Here is a 16,467-nt window from a genome sequence, read left to right as displayed (position 1 = left end):
AACACTGTATCCATTACAAGGGTCCGGTATCAATCCCCACCCGCCCCGAAGTTCGCCGGCAGCAGATGACCGGCGCATCCAACCCAGGCGAACCCGACGTGCGGCCGCCGTCTTGGCAGCGAAACCCAGAGAGAGGTCCTGATGGAGGACGTGTACGAGCTGGCGGCGATCGCCGCGTTCTGCGCGTTGCACTGGTTCGCCTGGAAGCGGCTTTTCAGCGATACGACGCGGGGGCCGGGCCGGGCTCGCCGGGCGGGCGCGGTCCTACTGGTCCTGGGGCCGCTGCTCGGTGCAGTGGCCTTCGCGGCCGAGCGGTCAGGCGCCCCGTTCCGGCTCCAGCAGATCCTGGCCTGGCCCGGTTATCTGTGGCTGGCACTGTCGCTCTACCTCACCCTGGCGCTACTCGCAGGGGAGTTGGTGCGCCCCGTACTGCACAGGGTCGTGACAGGCGCAAAGGGACGCGTGCGGAAGGAAACAACCGTCGTACACCTACCCCTGTCTGCACGGACGGGGACAGGTGCCGGACAGGACGGGGGCGAGCCCGAGGCCAAGGCGGGGACCGTCATCCCGAGCGGAGCCTCGGACCACGGTTCACCAGCTGACCTTTCCCGTCGTCTCTTCGTCTCCCGGACCATCGCCGGAGCCGCAGCGGCCACCGCCGTCGGGACCGTCGGTCACGGCACCTACGGAGTGCTGCGCGGGCCCGGAGTCAAGCGGGTCACCGTCCCGCTGGCCAAACTGCCCAGGGCCGCGCACGGCTTCCGGATCGCCGTCGTCAGCGACATCCACCTCGGTCCGATACTGGGCCGCGGCTTCGCCCGGAAAGTCGTGGACACCATCAACTCGACCCAGCCCGACCTCATCGCCGTGGTCGGCGACCTGATCGACGGCAGCGTCGAGGACCTCGGCCCGTCCGTGGCGCCGCTGGCGCAACTCAGGGCGCGGCACGGCGCGTTCTTCGTGACCGGGAACCACGAGTACTACTCGGGCGCCGAGCCGTGGGTCCGGCACGTACGGGACCTTGGCCTGCACCCGCTGGAGAACGACCGAACGGAACTGCCCCACTTCGACCTCGCCGGCGTGAACGACGTCTCGGGCGAGGAGGAGGGTGACGGGCCCGACTTCGCACGGGCCCTCGGCGACCGGGACCGCACGCGCGCCTCGGTCCTGCTCGCGCACCAGCCGATCGTCATCCATGAGGCCGTCCGGTACGACGTCGATCTGCAGCTCTCCGGACATACCCACGGCGGCCAGATGTGGCCCGGCAACCTCCTCGCGGGCCTCAGCAATCCCACGGTGTCCGGACTCGACCACTACGAGAACACGCAGCTGTACGTCACGAGGGGCGCCGGCGCCTGGGGCCCGCCGGTCCGGGTGGGCGCGCCCTCCGACATCACGGTCGTGGAACTCGCCTCCCGGAGCGCCTGAGCGGTGTGAGCCGAGTCCCGCGTCGGGGCCCGTCCGCGGCAGCCCGGCCCGGGAGGGCCCGTGCCCGGCCAGGCAGGCGTCCACAGCAACCGCCCTGACGGCGTAGTCCCGTGGCTGCTTCTCGCACGCCGACACCTTTGTACTGCTTCATCAGTACTGAGATTTCCCTCCAGAGCATGACGACGACAGACCCGCTCCCGAGAACGTCGGGGGCCCGAAAGCAGATGTGGAGACCCCTCGTGGCGACTTTCCTGTACAGACTGGGCCGTCTGGCCTTCCGGCGGCGCTGGTACGTCGCCCTGATGTGGCTGGCCACGATGGCCGGCGTCGTCTTCGCCGCCTCCCAGGCCAAGGGAACCTCGGACGAGAGGTTCTCCATGCCGGGCATCGAGGCCCAGCAGGCGTACGACCTGGCGCAGGAACGCTTCCCCGGGACCACCGTCGACAGCGCGAGCGCCCAGGTCGTCTTCGTCGCCCCGGACGGACAGAAGGTGACCGCGTCCGACAACAGCGCGGCCGTCGAGAAAGCGGTGGCGCAGCTGGCCGACGGTCCCCAGGTCGACAGGGTCGCTGACCCCTTCACGTCAGAGGCGGTCAGTAAGGACGGCTCGACGGCGTATGCGACCGTGACGTACAAGGTCAAGGTCGTCGATGTCACCGACGCCAGCAAGGACGATCTGCAGGAGGCCGTCGACCAGGCCCGGGAGGCGGGCCTGACGGTCGAGGCCGGCGGCGAGGCGCTGGACAGCGGCGGTGGGCCGGGCGGCACGTCCGAGTTGATCGGTATATCGATCGCCGCGCTCGTGCTGCTGATCGCCTTCGGCTCGATGGCCGCCGCCGGACTGCCGCTGCTGACCGCGCTCATCGGCGTCGTCGTGAGCCTGGCCTCGGTCACGGCGGTGGCCGACTTCTTCGGACTGTCCGACACTGCCAGCACGCTGGCCACCATGCTGGGCCTCGCGGTCGGTATCGACTACGCCCTGTTCATCGTCTCCCGCTACCGCGAGGAGCGTGCGAAGGGCCGTGCTCCGCAGGAGGCGGCCGGACGGGCGGTCGGTCGGCACCGCCGGCTCGGCGGTCGTCTTCGCCGGACTCACCGTCGTTATCGCGCTGGTGGGGCTGTCGGTGGTGGGCATTCCGATGCTCACCAAGATGGGGCTGGCCGCCGCCGGTGCGGTCGTCGTCGCCGTACTGGTCGCTCTGACGCTGGTCCCCGCGTTGTTCGGCTTCTGGCCGAACGCCGCGCTCTCGCGAGCCGCCCGCAAGACCGTACGCAACGGCGGAGGAATCAAGGAGAGCACCGAGGACAACGGGGGCACTCGCTGGTCGAGGTTCGTGCTGCGCCGCCCCGTCCCCGTGCTGCTGCTCGGTGTGGCGGCCCTAGGCGCGATCGCGGTGCCGATGGCGAACCTCCAGCTGGGCATGCCCGGCGACGAGGCCAAGTCCACCGCCACCTCCGAGCGCCGGGCCTATGACGCACTGGCCGAGGGCTTCGGGCCGGGCTTCAACGGACCGCTGACCATTGTCGTGGACGCCAAGTGCGCCTCCGACCCGAAGGGCGCGGCGCGGACGATCTCCCAGGAGATCGCCGCCACGAAGGGGATCGTGAACATCTCCCCCGCCCAGTTCAACGACGGCGGTGACACCGCGGTCTTCAAAGCCGTGCCCTCGACCGCTCCGACGGCCGAGAAGACCAAGGACCTGGTGAAGGCCATCCGGGCCGAGCGCCCGGGAATCGAGTCGAAGGCCGGGGCCACCTTCCAGGTCACCGGCACCACCGCGGTGAACATCGACATCGCCGATGCGGTCCAGGCGGCCCTGCTCCCCTATCTCGCGGTCGTGATCGGCCTGGCCTTCCTGCTGCTGCTGGTGGTCTTCCGGTCCGTGCTCGTCCCCATCAAGGCGGCTCTCGGCTTCCTGCTGTCGGTATTGGCGGCCCTTGGCTCGGTCGTCCTGGTCTTCCAGGAGGGCTACGGCGCCGACCTGCTGGGCGTCGAGCAGACCGGGCCGATCATGAGCCTGATGCCGATCTTCCTGGTGGGCATCGTCTTCGGCCTCGCCATGGACTACGAGGTCTTCCTCGTCTCCCGGATGCGCGAGGCGTACGTCCACGGCGAGACGCCCGCCCAGGCGGTCACCACAGGCTTCCGCCACAGCGCCCGGGTCGTGGTCGCCGCCGCGTTGATCATGATCACGGTCTTCGCCAGCTTCGTCACCGAGACCGACTCCATGATCAAGATGATCGGGTTCGGCCTGGCCGTCGCCGTCCTCTTCGACGCCTTCGTGGTTCGCATGGCGATCGTGCCCGCCGTTCTCGCCCTGTTGGGTGACCGGGCTTGGTGGCTGCCGGGCTGGCTGGACCGGTTGCTGCCCCACGTCGACATCGAAGGCGAGGCGCTCACCCACCGGGGGGCCGACGACATCGACGCGGACTCGGAGGGCCAGGCCACGGACGGCAACGCTGCCGACAGTCCCGCCGAGGTCCGCGTCTGATCCACCCGGCCCTTACCGAGCCGCCCGTGGCGCATCCCACGGGCGACTCCCGCCACCCGATGGGAACGGCATGCCCCACTCACAGGAAAGCCGATGATCACCAGCCTGACGCGCGGCACGGAGCGCCGCCGCCAAATCATCGACATGCTGACGGCTCTCGCCTTGTGGGTGGGCGTCGTACTCGGCGACTCGCTCACCACCCGGGACGGTTCACCGCCGACCGCCGCGCGGCCCGTCCACGCTCTCGCCGCCCTCTCCTGTCTGGCTCTGCTGGCGAGCCGTCGGCATCCGCGTGCCGCCCTCGTCGTGACCGCGGCCAGCACCGCGGTCACCCTCGTGCTGGGATACGACCTCAGCCCCCTGCTCCTGGGGCCCGTCATGGCCGGCCTGTACCGGCTGGCCGCACGCACCGACGACAGGACCACCCACGCCTACGGCTTCACGACCGTGGCGGCACTGATCTGCGCGTCCGTGCTCACCGACCCTAAGGATCTCCAGGTGGCCGGCCCCCTGCTCTGGCTGCTGCTGCCGCTCGCCTGGGGACACACCGCCCGGCTCCAGGACGCCTGTCTGGCGGCTGTGCACGCCCGTGCCGAACACGCCGAGCGCACCCGCGAGGAGGAAGCGCGCCACCGTGTCATGGAGGAGCGCATGCGCATCGCCCGCGATCTCCACGATGTCGTCGCCCACCACATGATCCTGGCCGACCTGCAGGCCCGTACAGCCGCACGCTTCGCCGCCACCCGGCCAGAGCAGTCACAGAAGGTCCTCGCCGAGCTGACCGGCACCACCAGATCGGCACTGCGCGAACTCAGGGCGACGGTCGGAGTCCTGCGCCAGGACGAGGAGCCCGACTCCGCTCCTCTGGAACCGGCCCCCGGACTCGACCAGCTGCCCGAACTGATCGCCGCATGTGAGTCCGCCGGAATCAAGGTCACCGTCACCACCGAGGGGGAGCCACGGCCGCTCTCACCGGGCGTGGACCTGACCGCGTTCCGGATCGTGCAGGAAGCGCTCACCAACGTCACCAAGCACGCGCAGTCAAAAGCCGCGCACATACGGCTCGGCTACGCGCACGCCCGCCTGCTCATCACGGTCACGAACGAGGAAGCCGCACCCGTCCCGGTCACCTTCGGATCCGGCTCAGCTCGCGGCTTCGGCCTCATGGGTATGCGGGAACGGGCCCGTTCCGTGGGCGGCGAACTGCGGGCCGGCCCCCGCGACGCAGGCGGCTTCGAGGTCACCACCGCGCTGCCGCTACATCTTGGCCACGGAGAATGCAGAACCCCCTGATCGACATGTGTGACGACATGTGCGACGACATGGAGGTCATCGGCGAGGCCTCCCACGGCAGGTAAGCCGTGGCACTCGCCCTTGCCCACCAGCTCCACGTCCGGGCCCGCGGTCCACGGTGCGGCCCCGGCCGGGTGCGGACGTCCGCCCCTCTTCAACCCACTCCGCTACGGCGGATACGCGTCGCGACCCGGGCCCGCGCCCATGCCGCCGGACAGGCCGACTGCGTACTGCACGACCTCGGATCCGAACCGCACTTTCTACTCAGCCGTCTGTCGGGCTCTCTGTGCGGATGACCGGGTTGCGAAGTGTGCCGAGGCCCTCGATCTCGACGGTGAGGTCTCCGTCCAGGCGGGTGATGTCCATTTCGCGCAGGGAGTACTTCGCGGGGCGGGCCGCAGTGCCGAAATGCACGATGTCGCCCGGCTCCAGGGTCATCGTCCGGGTCAGATGGGACAGCACTCGCTGCACGGTGAAGCTCAGCGCACCGGTGGAGTCCACTGTGGCGAGGTCATTGCCGAACCATGCCCGTACGTCGAGGTTGTTGGGATCGTCGACCTCGTCCGATGTGGTGACCCAGGGGCCCATGGGTCCGAAGGTGTCGGCTCCCTTGGAGCGCGCGTGGTAGGTGAGGAAGATGTCCCGGTCCTCTTCATCGCGCAGTTCGCGCCATTCCGACACCGACTCCGCGCCCGGGATACCCGCCGGAATCTTCAGATGAAGGCTGTCGCGGTCCTTGAGGCCTGGTGAGGTGATGTCGTTGATGATCGAGTACCCGAACACCGCGTCGAGTGCCTCGTCCTCGCTCAGCCCCTTCGAGCGTGTGGCGATGACGCAGGCGAGGTCGGGCTCAGGGTGCGTGAGCCCGTAGTCGACTTCGACCTCGACGGCCTCGCCGTGCCCGATCATGGACGAAGGGGCTTTGAGGAAGAACGCGGGCTCGTCGAAGTAGCGGTAGGCCGCCGCGGCCATGAGCGAGTTATTGATGGCAACGCCGACGATCTTCGAAGGTCGTCGGATCGGCGGGAGCCATCGCACCTCCTCCGGTGTCCACGAGGAGACCCCTGGCCCAGAGGCGAGCGCGGCCGTACGGGCACCGGCCAGACCGCCGGGGCCCCGCTCCACGAGTTCCAGGAGTGTCGCCGGGGCCTCCCCCTCGACTCCTGCGGCGGTCCATGACTGCGCGAGGTCGATGAGCCGGCCGTCGGGCCCCTCGAACACGACGAGCTCTCGCCCGCCGATCTGAACTGTTGCGAGCTTCATCTACATTCCTTCGAACTGGGGTGCAGAACTCCGAACCCGATGCCGAGTTCCTTGGTGGGCGCGTAGTGGTCGATGACCGGTGGTGGGCAGCCCGCAGCGCGAGCGGCAGCACAGGCCGCGATCCACATGTGCACTTCGAGGGTGCCGATGCCGAGGCGCCGCATGATGTCGTCGGGCCGCCACGCGTCGACTGCTTCCAGTTCGCCGCAGGCGAGCAGCTGGAGAAACTCCCGGTCCCAGTCCTCGTGGATGTGCAGGGACTCGTCGGTGATCGAGTCGTCGGCGAGGAAGGGTGCTATCGCGCGGTGCGCCTCGTCGCTGTTCTTGAGCCACTCGTCCCGTGACAGCTCTTCCTGACGCGTGCCGTGGATCAGGTAGGGCCGGACAGCCTCGGGGGCCACGTCGACGGGCGGGAAGAAGATGTCGGGGTTGTGGGTGAGGCCACCGGTTCCGATCACGAGAATTCGCTCGTCTCGCTGTGCGGCCCACCGGCCGACCGCCTCGCCGAGGAACCGTGACCGGCGGAACGGGACGAAAGGCGGAGCGATGCAGTCGATGAAAACGGGAATGACCGGGTACGTGGCGACGCCGGCGCACAGGCGCTGCAGTCCCTGCGAGAATCCGTGGTCGACCTCCATTTCATGGGACCAGGCAGCGTCGATCCCGTCCTCGCGCACGAACCCGAGCAGGTCAGCCGCGAGATCGGCGGGGACATTGAGCCGTCCGGGGGTTCCGCCCACGTCGTCGAGTGCCGTCGCGGATCGCCCGATACAGAAGCACGGCATGCAGTCCAGGTGACGCGCGGCGTAGTGATCGGGTCCGAACTGGATGACCAGTTCGGGGTCGAACTCCCGGATCGCCGCGGCTCGGGCCGCCATGGCCGCATCCGCAGCAAGAACCTGGTCGGTTTCGGCGGCAGGAAAGCCTGCCAGAGGCGAATGGGACGCGCAGACCAGGTGGAGGGTCATGCCGCCACCCCACGTTCTTCGGCTTTCGCGATCGCCGCGACAAGTCGTCATCGGACTTCGTCAACCCCGTGAGCCGGAGAGGGAGTTCGGTCACCGGCAGGGGCTGGGTCCGACGGTCTCGGAGGCGTCCACCGGCTGACTGTCGATGATCCCGCCACTGGGCTCGGCGTTACGGCCTGCGCGCTCCCTCGCCGAACGGCGCAGGCGTTCGTACAGCTCACGCACATAGTCGTAGGACCGCCGGCGGCGGAAGAAGTCGTAGACCACCCGCCAGTACGGGAAATCGACCGGCAGGGCCACCCACTTCACGCCGTTGTCGACCAGGTAGCGCACCGCGTCAAGCATCTCGCGGTGGCAAAACTCCTCCGGACGCCCGCCCAGCCTGAGGAGCCACGCCGGCACCGGCATCGCGGCGCAGACCTCGGCCCACTCCGCATCCGTCATGTCACTGGGATAGCAGCCTGCCCGCCATCCCGGCCTGATCGAACCGAACCGGTGCACGTGGCAGTCACACCCAGGGGTGACCGCGGTGGACGCAGGCGCAGAGATACTGCTCAACTGATCAGACAACGGGCTTCCTTACCGCGTCACTACCAAGGGGCCAAGGGGCCCGTTCTCTCATGCCCGCGGCCGCACCCGAACCTCCGTCCAGATGATCACCCGCGCCGGACACCTCGAACGAGATCCGGTTTGCCACAGCGCACTTAAGCTGTTGTGAAGGACGTACCGCATGCCTCGATGGCATGGCCGGTCGGCCACCAGACGCGGGCCCTGGCGACTTCTCTCACCAGGGAGGCGGCAGCCGAGCGACCAGCGTGCACAAGCCGTCGTCCACCATTCATGGCCGAGCGCTCACACCCTGGCGAGTGACTCCAGCGGAAGGACCGTTGGTCCCGGCTCTACTCACGCGCGGCCTGCACCAGACCGGACTGGTAAGCCCGGACCACGAGCTGGGCCCGGTCTCGTACGTCGAGCTTCGCAATGGCGCGCTGGACGTGACTGCGGACGGTCAGGGGGCTTACGTAGAGCTTCTGAGCGATTTCGTCGGTTGACAGGCCACCCGCCACCTCAGCGACCACCTCCCGTTCGCGCGTGGTGAGTTCGGGAAGCGCATCAGCGCCACGAACGGTGGCTCCCGCGGATTCGGGCGCGGCGAGGAAGCCGGAGATCAGCGCCCGAGTGGCAGCAGGTGACAGGAGTGCGTCCCCGCCGGCCACCGTCCTGATGCCCGCGAGGAGTTCCTCCGGTCCGATGCCCTTACCGAGGAACCCGGACGCCCCGGCGCGGATGGCCTCGGCGACGTACTCGTCGGTCTCGAATGTGGTCAGCACGAGGATCTTCGTGGTGCGCAGTGCCTCGTCCGAACAGATCTCGGCCGTCGCCGCCAACCCGTCCAGCACCGGCATGCGGATGTCCATCACAACGACATCAGGGCTGGTGGCGCGAGCCAGTTCGACGGCCTCTCTGCCGTTCGCCGCGACCCCTACGACGTCGAAGTCCTCTTGCAGATCGATCAGCATGCGGAACGTGCCGACGATGAGTGCCTGGTCGTCGGCGAGCAGTACGCGAATGGTCACTGCTGCGGTGCCTCCTCGGAGTTCGGGTGTTGTGCCGTCTTGTGCATCGGCAGTTCGAACGTGACGGTGAAGCCGCCCTCCTTCCTGGGCCCGGCCTGCAGCCGGCCACCGACGGACTGTGCGCGTTCGCGCATCCCGATCAGCCCGTAGCCTGAGACGCGACCGGGAGGAAATGCCGGGAGGCCGGGGCGGCCGTCGTCGACGACGGTGATCGTCACCCAGCTTCGGGCGTACGCCAGATGCACCCTGGCGCCGGCGGTGCCGGCGTGCTTGGTGACGTTGGTCAGCGCTTCCTGGATGATGCGGTAGGCGGTCAGATCCACACCGGGCGACAAGGGCTGCGCTGCACCCTTCGTGGTGACCTCAACACGCAGGCCCGCGCGCTCGAAGGTTCGCAGCAGGTCCGGAAGCTGGGCTAGTCCAGGCGCCGGTTCTCGTGGCGAGTCGGTGTCACCTCGCTGGCGCAAGAGGCTGACGGTCGCTCGGAGTTCTCGTAGCGCCTCGTCCGTGGAGTCGCACAGGTTCTCCATCATTTCCGGCGCGCGCTCCGGGTGGTGGCGCATGAGGTAGGTGACCGTACGGGCCTGAGTGGCGGCGAGCGCAATGTGATGGGCGACCACGTCGTGAAGCTCCCGGGCCATCCGGATGCGTTCCTCGCTCACACGCCGTAGCGCCTCCTCCTCCCGTGTGTGCTCGGCGAGTTCAGCCCGGGCCTCGGCGGCGGCAAGGTACTCGGTATTGCTGCGCACCGCGTCTCCTACAGCCGCGGGCAGCAGCGTCGACGAGATCAGCCCGATGACGAAGGCTCCCCAGGGGATTGTGAGGTCGTGCACCAGAGAAGCCGCTAGCAAGATCGCCAAGGCCGCGCCTGCCCCGATCCGCGCCGTACGTCGATCGGTGCGGAGCGCGAGGAGAAACAGCGCCGCCAGACAGGGGGCCTGGACGAGTGGGTTGAGCTGGACTCCAGTGAGTACCAGAGCCAGCGCGCACCCCGTGGTGAGCCCCGTCGTCAGCCGCGGCCAGTCACGGTGCAGGAGCAGGGACGCCGCTCCCACGGCACTGATCACCACCGCGATCGTGCCGGGCACGTGCAGATGTGTGGGGCGCTCGGGGGATACGGCGCTCCCGATGATCTCCAGGACGAAGGTGGCCACGGCCAGGGCGGCGACCGTCACACGTGGGTGGCGGCGGAAGGTGCTCCGCCAGTCACTGATCATGATGCGTCTCTCCACCGCGTCCCTTTTTGTCCCTGCTCACCAGCATGCCCGTCGCCGACCGCGTCCCCGAAGCGGAGCGGTAGGCCGCGCTCTGCTCGAAGGCGGCCTACCGCTCCGTACTAAACCAGTCGATCAGACGCGGCTCGGTTCGTGCTCGGCCCCATCGGTCCCGGGGTCCGGTACGGACTTGAGGGCCCGGTTCAGCTTCTCGCCCTCGACGTCCACGTTCGGCAGGACCTTCTGCAGCCAGCGCGGCAGCCACCATGCCTTGTCCCCGAGGAGCGCCAGCAGGGCCGGGACGATGGTCATGCGCACCAGGAACGCGTCGAAGAAGACGGCCGAGGCGAGGCCGAGCCCCATCATCTTGATCAACGATTCACCCTGCCCGATGAACCCGGCGAAGACCGACATCATGATCACGGCGGCGGCCACGACGACCTTGCCGCTGTGCCGGAACCCGGTGACGACCGCCTGTCCGGGCCGCTCTCCGTGGACATACGCCTCGCGCATGCGCGTGACGAGGAAGACCTCATAGTCCATGGCCAACCCGAAGACCACACCAATCATGAAGATCGGAATTATGCTGGAGATCGGTCCGACCGACTCGATCCCGAGCAGATCGGCCAGCCAGCCCCACTGGAAGACCGCCACGATCACGCCGAATGCCGCGCACACCGACAGCAGGAACCCGAGCGCCGCCTTCAGCGGAACGAGGATCGAGCGGAAGACCACCATCAGGAGCAGGAAGGCCAGACCGACGACCAGCGCGAGGTAGGGCAGGATCGCACCGGTGACCTTGTCGGCCAAGTCGATGTTCACGGCGGTGGTGCCGCTGACCAGCATCTCCGCGCCGGTTTGGGTCTTGATGCCGTCGGCCTCGTCCCGAATGTTGTGGACGAGATCCTTGGTCTCTGTGCTACTGGGAGCGGTCGAGGGGGTGACGGTGAGCACGGCGGTGTCGCCCGCCTTGTTGAACGTCGGAGGCGTCACGCTGACGACGCCGTCCGTCGCCTTGAGGTCGGCGGCGATGGTCTTGGCCGCACCCTTGGGATCGTCGGCCCCCTGGGCATCCACAACGATGGTCAGCGGACCGTTGAAGCCGGGACCGAAGCCGTCGGACAGATCGTCGTAGGCCCGGCGCTCGGTGGTCGAGGTCGACTTCGACTCATCACCCTGATTGCCCAGTTGGAGATCGAGGGCGGGCACCGCGCAGGTACCCAGCACCACGACACCGAACAGGAGCACAACGAGTGGCCGACGGATCACGAAGCGAGCCCAGCGGGTACCCGGGCCCTCCTTCTCCTTCTCCGCCGCCCCATGCGCGGAAGCCTCGCCCTTCTTCGCCTTCTTACGCACCGACCGGGACAGCACGGCCTTCGGGAAGAAGCCGAGCAGCGCGGGCAGGAGCGTCAGAGCGATCAGCACCGCGATCAGGACCGTGAACGCTGCGGCCAGACCCATCTTGGTGAGCAGCGCAAGACCGGCGACGGACAAACCCACGAGCGCGATGATCACAGTGAGGCCGGCGAACACCACGGCGGAACCCGCCGTGCCGATGGCCAGCCCGACGGCCTCCTCCGGATCCCGCCCCTCCGCCCGTTCGGCTCGGTACCGGGAAAGGATGAACAGGGCGTAGTCAATGCCGACGGCGAGTCCGAGCATCAGCGCCAGCGTGGTGGTCGTCGACGAGAAGCCAACGGTGCTGGCAAGCGCCGTGATGATGGCGATGCCTGTACCGATGCCGAGCAGCGCGGTGATCAGCGGCAGGCCCGCTGCCACGACAGAACCGAAGGTGATCAGTAGAACGACCGCGGCAACGGCGACACCGATCACCTCGGTGGTGGAGGACGTGTCCATCGACTGCAGGGCGTCGCCGCCGATCTCCACGGTCAGACCGGCGTCGCGGGCGTCCTGCGCCGCCTCCTTGAGCGCGGAGGTCGTGGCGTCGGTGAGTTCGCTGTTCGACTCCGAGTAGTTGACGGTGGCGTACGCGGTGGTGCCGTTCTTGCTCACGGCATGCGTCTTGAACGGGTCGAGGACGCTCTGTACCTGGCTGCCGTCAGTGAGTTCGCTCACCGTGTGCTCGATCGCGGCCTTGTTGTCGGCCGCGGTGATCTTCTGCCCGTCGGGGGCGACAAAGACGAGCCGGGCGGTGGCCCCATCCGAGCTGCCGCTGTTGGGGAAACGCTCGTCCAGGAGGTCGAACGCCTTCTGGGACTGCGTCCCAGGAATGGAGAAGGAGTCTGCGGGTGCGGCCGGAGCCTTGGCAGCTCCGAAGACGGCGGCGGCAAGGACCGCCGCCCAGAGCAACAGGAACCAGTGCCGTTTACGGAACGACACCCGGCCCAGTCGATAGAGAAACGTGGCCACGAGAGAGGCTCTCCAGTCTGAATCTCGGCAGTGGGCGACGTTGCAGGCCGCAAAGGGCACGGCAGGCCACCGGAGCAGCGTGAAAGCAATCCACCGCCTGTGCGGAGGCGGGGTGTATGCCGCCATCCTTCGTGGAGCGGTCTCTCATCGGCATCGTCGCTCAGCACGCAATCGTGGCTACTGTCGCTGAAGGAGATCGCGCCCCGTCCGGCGAGGCTCACGTACTCCGTGAGGAGGACATCACGTGGACAAGGGCGGCGACCGATGCACGTTCGGAGGCGGTGATCAGGAGGGGCGAGTGCGGCGCGTGCTTGGCCTGCAGGTCGAAGAGGCTGGCGAACGGGTCGGCCCGCCCGTCGGCAATGATCTTCGTGGGGCTGGCGAACAGGTCGATGCCGACCTCGCCGAACAGGAGATGACCTGCTCGGCTGGCGCGCCGCCTTCGTCACCGAACGCGAGTACAGCCAGCTGCCCCGCTCACCGACGTGGCCCAACGCACCAAGGTCGCCGAGCTCGTCGCGGACGCCGCGGCAGGGGTGCGCAGGTGCTGTGCGGCGGGTCGCGGATCGACGGCCCGGGGTACTTCTGCGAGCCGACGGTGCTCGGACGTCAGTCGGCGGACGCCTCCGAGACCGCCGGCGAGGACAGCGGCGGCGGTCTCCAGGAAGTCCTCGGGACGATCCTGACGGCGCGGCCGCGAGGCACTGTCGTGGTTGGCGCCGTACGCCAGTCCGGACTCCTCGCGCCACACGAACCCGTGGAGCGCCCCGACCGTGTGCGCGGTGTCGGCGCCGCCCTCCACGACCGCCGCCGTCACCCGCTCCACCTCGGAGGCGGTCAGACAGGGGCTGGTGCACTGCACGAGCAGCAACACGCGTCGACGGCGACATGGTGGTCCTTCTCGTACGTGTCCAGGGTGTGCCGTAGCGCGTCCTCGCTGGAGGAGGTGTCGTCGGAGAGGTCGTCCGGCCGCTCCACGACACCGGCTCCCGCGGCGAGCGCCTCCCGTGGGATCGACGGGTCGTCGGTCGACACGACGACGTCGGTGACCAGGCGCGCGGCCCGGCAGGCCCGCACGGCCCGGGCGACGAGCAGCACTCCGCCGACGTCCGCGGTGTTCTTGCCCGGCACGCCCTTGGAACCCCACGCGCGGGAACGACGGCCAGAACAGTGGCGTTCATACGGCGCCCCACCTGCGCAGCGTGGGCGCGACCCGCTGGTATCCGATGCGGTACAGCTTCTTGGCCCCTCGCCCGGCGAACCGGCGTACGGCACTCTTCACCGGGCCGGAACCGGCGGTCCCCAGCGGGGCCGGCAGCGGGCGGCCCTTCTCGTCGAATCCGTTGCGCTGCAGCGCGTCGCCCAGGTAGATGCCGGCGCGCTGCGGTGTTTAGACGTCGTTTCTTATGGCAGTTCCCGGGGGCACGGGTGGTCAGGAAAGTTGGCTCTTGAGCATGCTTGTTGGTGGCTGAGTGCAAGTCCTGGGCCACAACGGAGCGGGCGGGATTCTGTGCAAGGCGCTCGCAGACCTCGCCAGTAGACTCCAAGGCCATGATGGCCGCCACTCCCGTATCGCCCGTCCCGGTCGCGCCGGCCGGTTTGACCCGCAGGGCCAAGACGTTCGTCGAGTCGGAGGGCATCTGTGTTGCCCGGCAGGACGTCGAGCGTCACCGTGACGCTTGGATCGAGCATGGCGTCCCGGCCGCGGAGATCGATCGCGCAGTGGCTTTCGAGGCCTGTTGGGGCGGTCTCGCGCTGCCGCCGGCGCCGTTTTACGAGAGCGGCCCGCGCATCCTCGGCGCGGACGTTCCCGAGGGCTCAGCCACTGAGGGCTGGTGGATCCCGGCCGGGGACTGCCGATATTCCATGGCCTACGGATTCATGATCGGCCCTGGCGGCGAGTTCGGGATTCACGGCTACCACTGGGCACCACTGCATGCCAGTACCGAAGGCTGGGTGGAGTCGTTGGCACTGGCCTGCCATGCGAGACGCTGGGCCAAAACCATCACGAGGATCACTGGTAAGGCCGTCGACTCCCTGGACCTCGAAGGGCACGAGCCGGTACCTGAAGTGCGGGGCTTGACCGACACCTGGTGGCGGGGCAAGGACTCGCTCATCGCCCTGTACCGGGGCGAGGCCGTCGGCATGGACGCGCCGGGATGCCTTGAAGCCCATGTCTACGGTGGCCTTGACGAGTGGGGTCTTCACGGCGGCTGACCGCTGGCTGGCATTGCCGGACCTGAGTACCCAATTGGCCGGACGAGCCAACGATCACGATGCTGACCGGTTCTACGCGTCCGCACGAACGAGGCGGCGGAGGCAGATGAGGGCCGCGGAAATACCCCGCGAAGGCAGGGAAGTGCTCGGCCTTGCGCTCATATCGCCGATGCAGGCGACGGCAGCCGGCAAGCCAGGACATCGTGCGTTCCACGACCCAGCGATGGCTCCCGAGGCGTTGGGAGGACTCGATGCCACGGCGAGCGATCCGTGGCACGATGCCGCGCTCGCGCAGCCAGCGGCGCAGATGATCGTAGTCGTAGCCCTTGTCGCCGTGCAGTTTGGCCGGACGACTCCGACGCGGCCCACGGCGCGAGCGGATCGGTGGGATACCTCGAACCAAGGGCTCCAAAGCCTGGCTGTCGTGCAGGTTGGCGCCCGAGATCGCGAGAGAGATCGGCAGGCCGGTGCGTTCGCAGATCAGATGGATGACGCTGGCCATCGCCGTCTTCGGCGCGGTCTTCACCAGCCGGACAGCCGCGGTACTGGCCAGCCCCGCCACGATTCCGGACGCCGACAGGGCCGCCTCCGCGCTGGCCGGCGGCCAGGCTGAGCGCCTGATCCAGGCAGCACCGCCCGCACACCGCGACGCGGCACGCCACCTGGTGCACCAGGCCTTCGCGGCAGGCTGGACCGGGTATTCCTGCTGTCTGCGACGGCGGCGACGCTCGGCGGACTGATCGTCCTGATCCTGGTACGACCGCAGCCACGGACAGCCACGGCACACGGCGACGGCGCCCCGGCCGTACCCGCACCGGACCGTTCCCAGAGCCCGGCCGCCGCCGATCCTGGTGGGCACACGGCATGACGTGTTCGACCGAGGACCCTGCCTGGCCGCCCGCAGACACGGGCGGCCAGGCAGGGTCCTGGACGTGTTGCACCTGCTAGCGTCCACGCAACAGACGCTGAGCTGCGCAAGACCGGACGAGTCTGCCTCGCGCTACGGGTGCTGCCCCAGAGAACCCATGTCCTCCAGGTGGTACTGATGGAACTGGATCGAATGGTTCTCGGTCGCAGACGCCACGCGGATAGGGATGGTGCCCCTGACTGAACTAAGCGAGTATATTCGCTGGTCAGAAGCGGTATCTGCTAGCTTCCCGGCCTTGCTTGAGACGGATGGTGCTGCCCGCGACTGATCAGCCAGTTTGATGCGCCGGCCGGAGGTGGGCCCGTACTCCTCGGCATGCCTGCACGGCGATAGCCTCGGCGCCTTCTTCGGGGACTTCGCAGGTCCTTCTCCCGTCTACTGATCTCATCGGGGTGTTGTCGGGGGTGGTGACGGGTGGTGATCCCTGCGGTAGGCCGGTGGTATGCGGTACGCGCAGGGTGGCGGACTGACCGCAGAGAGGCGGTTACGCGAACGGATCCGGTACGAGGCGGGCGAGCGGTTTGGGCGCGGTGAGAGAAACGCGCCGATCGCGAAGGATCTGCGGGTGAGCGAGCGGTCGGTGGAACGCTGGCGGCGTGCCTGGCGGGAGGGCGGAACGGCAGCCCTCGCCTCCACCGGGCCGCCGAAACTGCCCAAGCTGTCCGATGGCCAGTTCGCCGAACTGGAACAGGAACTGTCGCTGGGGCCGGCCG

General features: G+C 68.4%; 11 protein-coding genes and 3 pseudogenes. 6 read left to right on the top strand and 8 right to left on the bottom strand.

Annotated elements, in window-relative coordinates; genetic code table 11:
* Nucleotides 1-141 precede the first annotated feature (141 nt).
* From ABZT06_RS40990 to ABZT06_RS40980, 3 genes and pseudogenes are all read left to right on the top strand, one after another.
* Entirely contained in the window at nucleotides 142-1,428 is a 1,287-nt protein-coding gene (locus ABZT06_RS40990; protein WP_355752879.1) for a metallophosphoesterase, read from the top strand.
* A 239-nt stretch (nucleotides 1,429-1,667) separates the two neighbouring features.
* Nucleotides 1,668-3,921 (top strand): annotated as a pseudogene (locus ABZT06_RS40985) (MMPL family transporter).
* Between the two features lie 93 nt (nucleotides 3,922-4,014).
* The gene (locus ABZT06_RS40980) at nucleotides 4,015-5,214 is read left to right on the top strand and encodes a sensor histidine kinase (protein WP_355752877.1); all 1,200 of its coding nucleotides are present in this window, start codon (nucleotides 4,015-4,017) and stop codon (nucleotides 5,212-5,214) included.
* 264 nt (nucleotides 5,215-5,478) lie between these two features.
* On the opposite strand, the gene ABZT06_RS40975 is transcribed toward ABZT06_RS40980, so the two are convergent.
* The 7 genes and pseudogenes from ABZT06_RS40975 to ABZT06_RS40945 form a co-directional block, all read right to left on the bottom strand.
* Nucleotides 5,479-6,477, bottom strand: coding sequence for a fumarylacetoacetate hydrolase family protein (locus ABZT06_RS40975; protein ID WP_355752875.1), 999 nt, complete (start codon nucleotides 6,475-6,477; stop codon nucleotides 5,479-5,481).
* The gene (gene mhpB / locus ABZT06_RS40970) at nucleotides 6,474-7,445 is read right to left on the bottom strand and encodes a 3-carboxyethylcatechol 2,3-dioxygenase (RefSeq protein ID WP_355752873.1); all 972 of its coding nucleotides are present in this window, start codon (nucleotides 7,443-7,445) and stop codon (nucleotides 6,474-6,476) included. The genes ABZT06_RS40975 and mhpB overlap by 4 nt, the downstream gene beginning before the upstream one ends.
* 90 nt (nucleotides 7,446-7,535) lie before the next feature.
* Nucleotides 7,536-7,889 (bottom strand): transposase, encoded by a 354-nt coding sequence (locus ABZT06_RS40965; RefSeq protein WP_355752871.1) that lies wholly within the window; start codon nucleotides 7,887-7,889, stop codon nucleotides 7,536-7,538.
* 455 nt (nucleotides 7,890-8,344) lie between these two features.
* Nucleotides 8,345-9,022 carry a response regulator transcription factor gene (locus tag ABZT06_RS40960; protein ID WP_355752869.1) on the bottom strand — a complete coding sequence of 226 codons (678 nt, stop codon included), beginning with the start codon at nucleotides 9,020-9,022 and terminating at the stop codon, nucleotides 8,345-8,347.
* Nucleotides 9,019-10,239, bottom strand: coding sequence for a histidine kinase (locus tag ABZT06_RS40955; RefSeq protein ID WP_355752867.1), 1,221 nt, complete (start codon nucleotides 10,237-10,239; stop codon nucleotides 9,019-9,021). Before ABZT06_RS40955 ends, ABZT06_RS40960 begins: the two co-directional genes overlap by 4 nt.
* Before the next feature lie 132 nt (nucleotides 10,240-10,371).
* On the bottom strand, nucleotides 10,372-12,609 hold the full coding sequence (locus ABZT06_RS40950) for an MMPL family transporter (RefSeq protein ID WP_355752865.1): 2,238 nt from the start codon (nucleotides 12,607-12,609) through the stop codon (nucleotides 10,372-10,374).
* A gap of 646 nt (nucleotides 12,610-13,255) precedes the next feature.
* A pseudogene (locus ABZT06_RS40945) lies at nucleotides 13,256-13,790 on the bottom strand (transferase); the annotation flags it as partial.
* 373 nt (nucleotides 13,791-14,163) lie between these two features.
* Between ABZT06_RS40945 and ABZT06_RS40940 the strand changes: the two are divergent.
* Entirely contained in the window at nucleotides 14,164-14,826 is a 663-nt protein-coding gene (locus ABZT06_RS40940; protein WP_355752958.1) for a hypothetical protein, read from the top strand.
* Nucleotides 14,827-14,898: 72 nt separating this feature from the next.
* On the opposite strand, the pseudogene ABZT06_RS40935 reads toward ABZT06_RS40940, so the two are convergent.
* Nucleotides 14,899-15,322 (bottom strand): annotated as a pseudogene (locus ABZT06_RS40935) (IS5 family transposase); the annotation flags it as partial.
* Here ABZT06_RS40935 and ABZT06_RS40930 point away from each other — a divergent pair.
* Together ABZT06_RS40930 and ABZT06_RS40925 are read left to right on the top strand one after the other, a co-directional pair.
* Nucleotides 15,315-15,566: a hypothetical protein gene (locus ABZT06_RS40930; RefSeq protein ID WP_355752863.1), complete on the top strand. Its 252-nt coding sequence runs from the start codon at nucleotides 15,315-15,317 to the stop codon at nucleotides 15,564-15,566. The pseudogene ABZT06_RS40935 and the gene ABZT06_RS40930 sit on opposite strands and share 8 nt — an antisense overlap.
* A gap of 630 nt (nucleotides 15,567-16,196) precedes the next feature.
* Nucleotides 16,197-16,467, top strand: a 271-nt coding sequence (locus ABZT06_RS40925) for a helix-turn-helix domain-containing protein (RefSeq protein ID WP_355752861.1), incomplete at its 3' end; no start/stop codon positions are given.

Source organism: Streptomyces sp. NPDC005483 (genome assembly GCF_040606035.1).
Lineage (GTDB): Bacteria > Actinomycetota > Actinomycetes > Streptomycetales > Streptomycetaceae > Streptomyces.
This window is presented reverse-complemented; position numbering and strand designations above follow the sequence as displayed.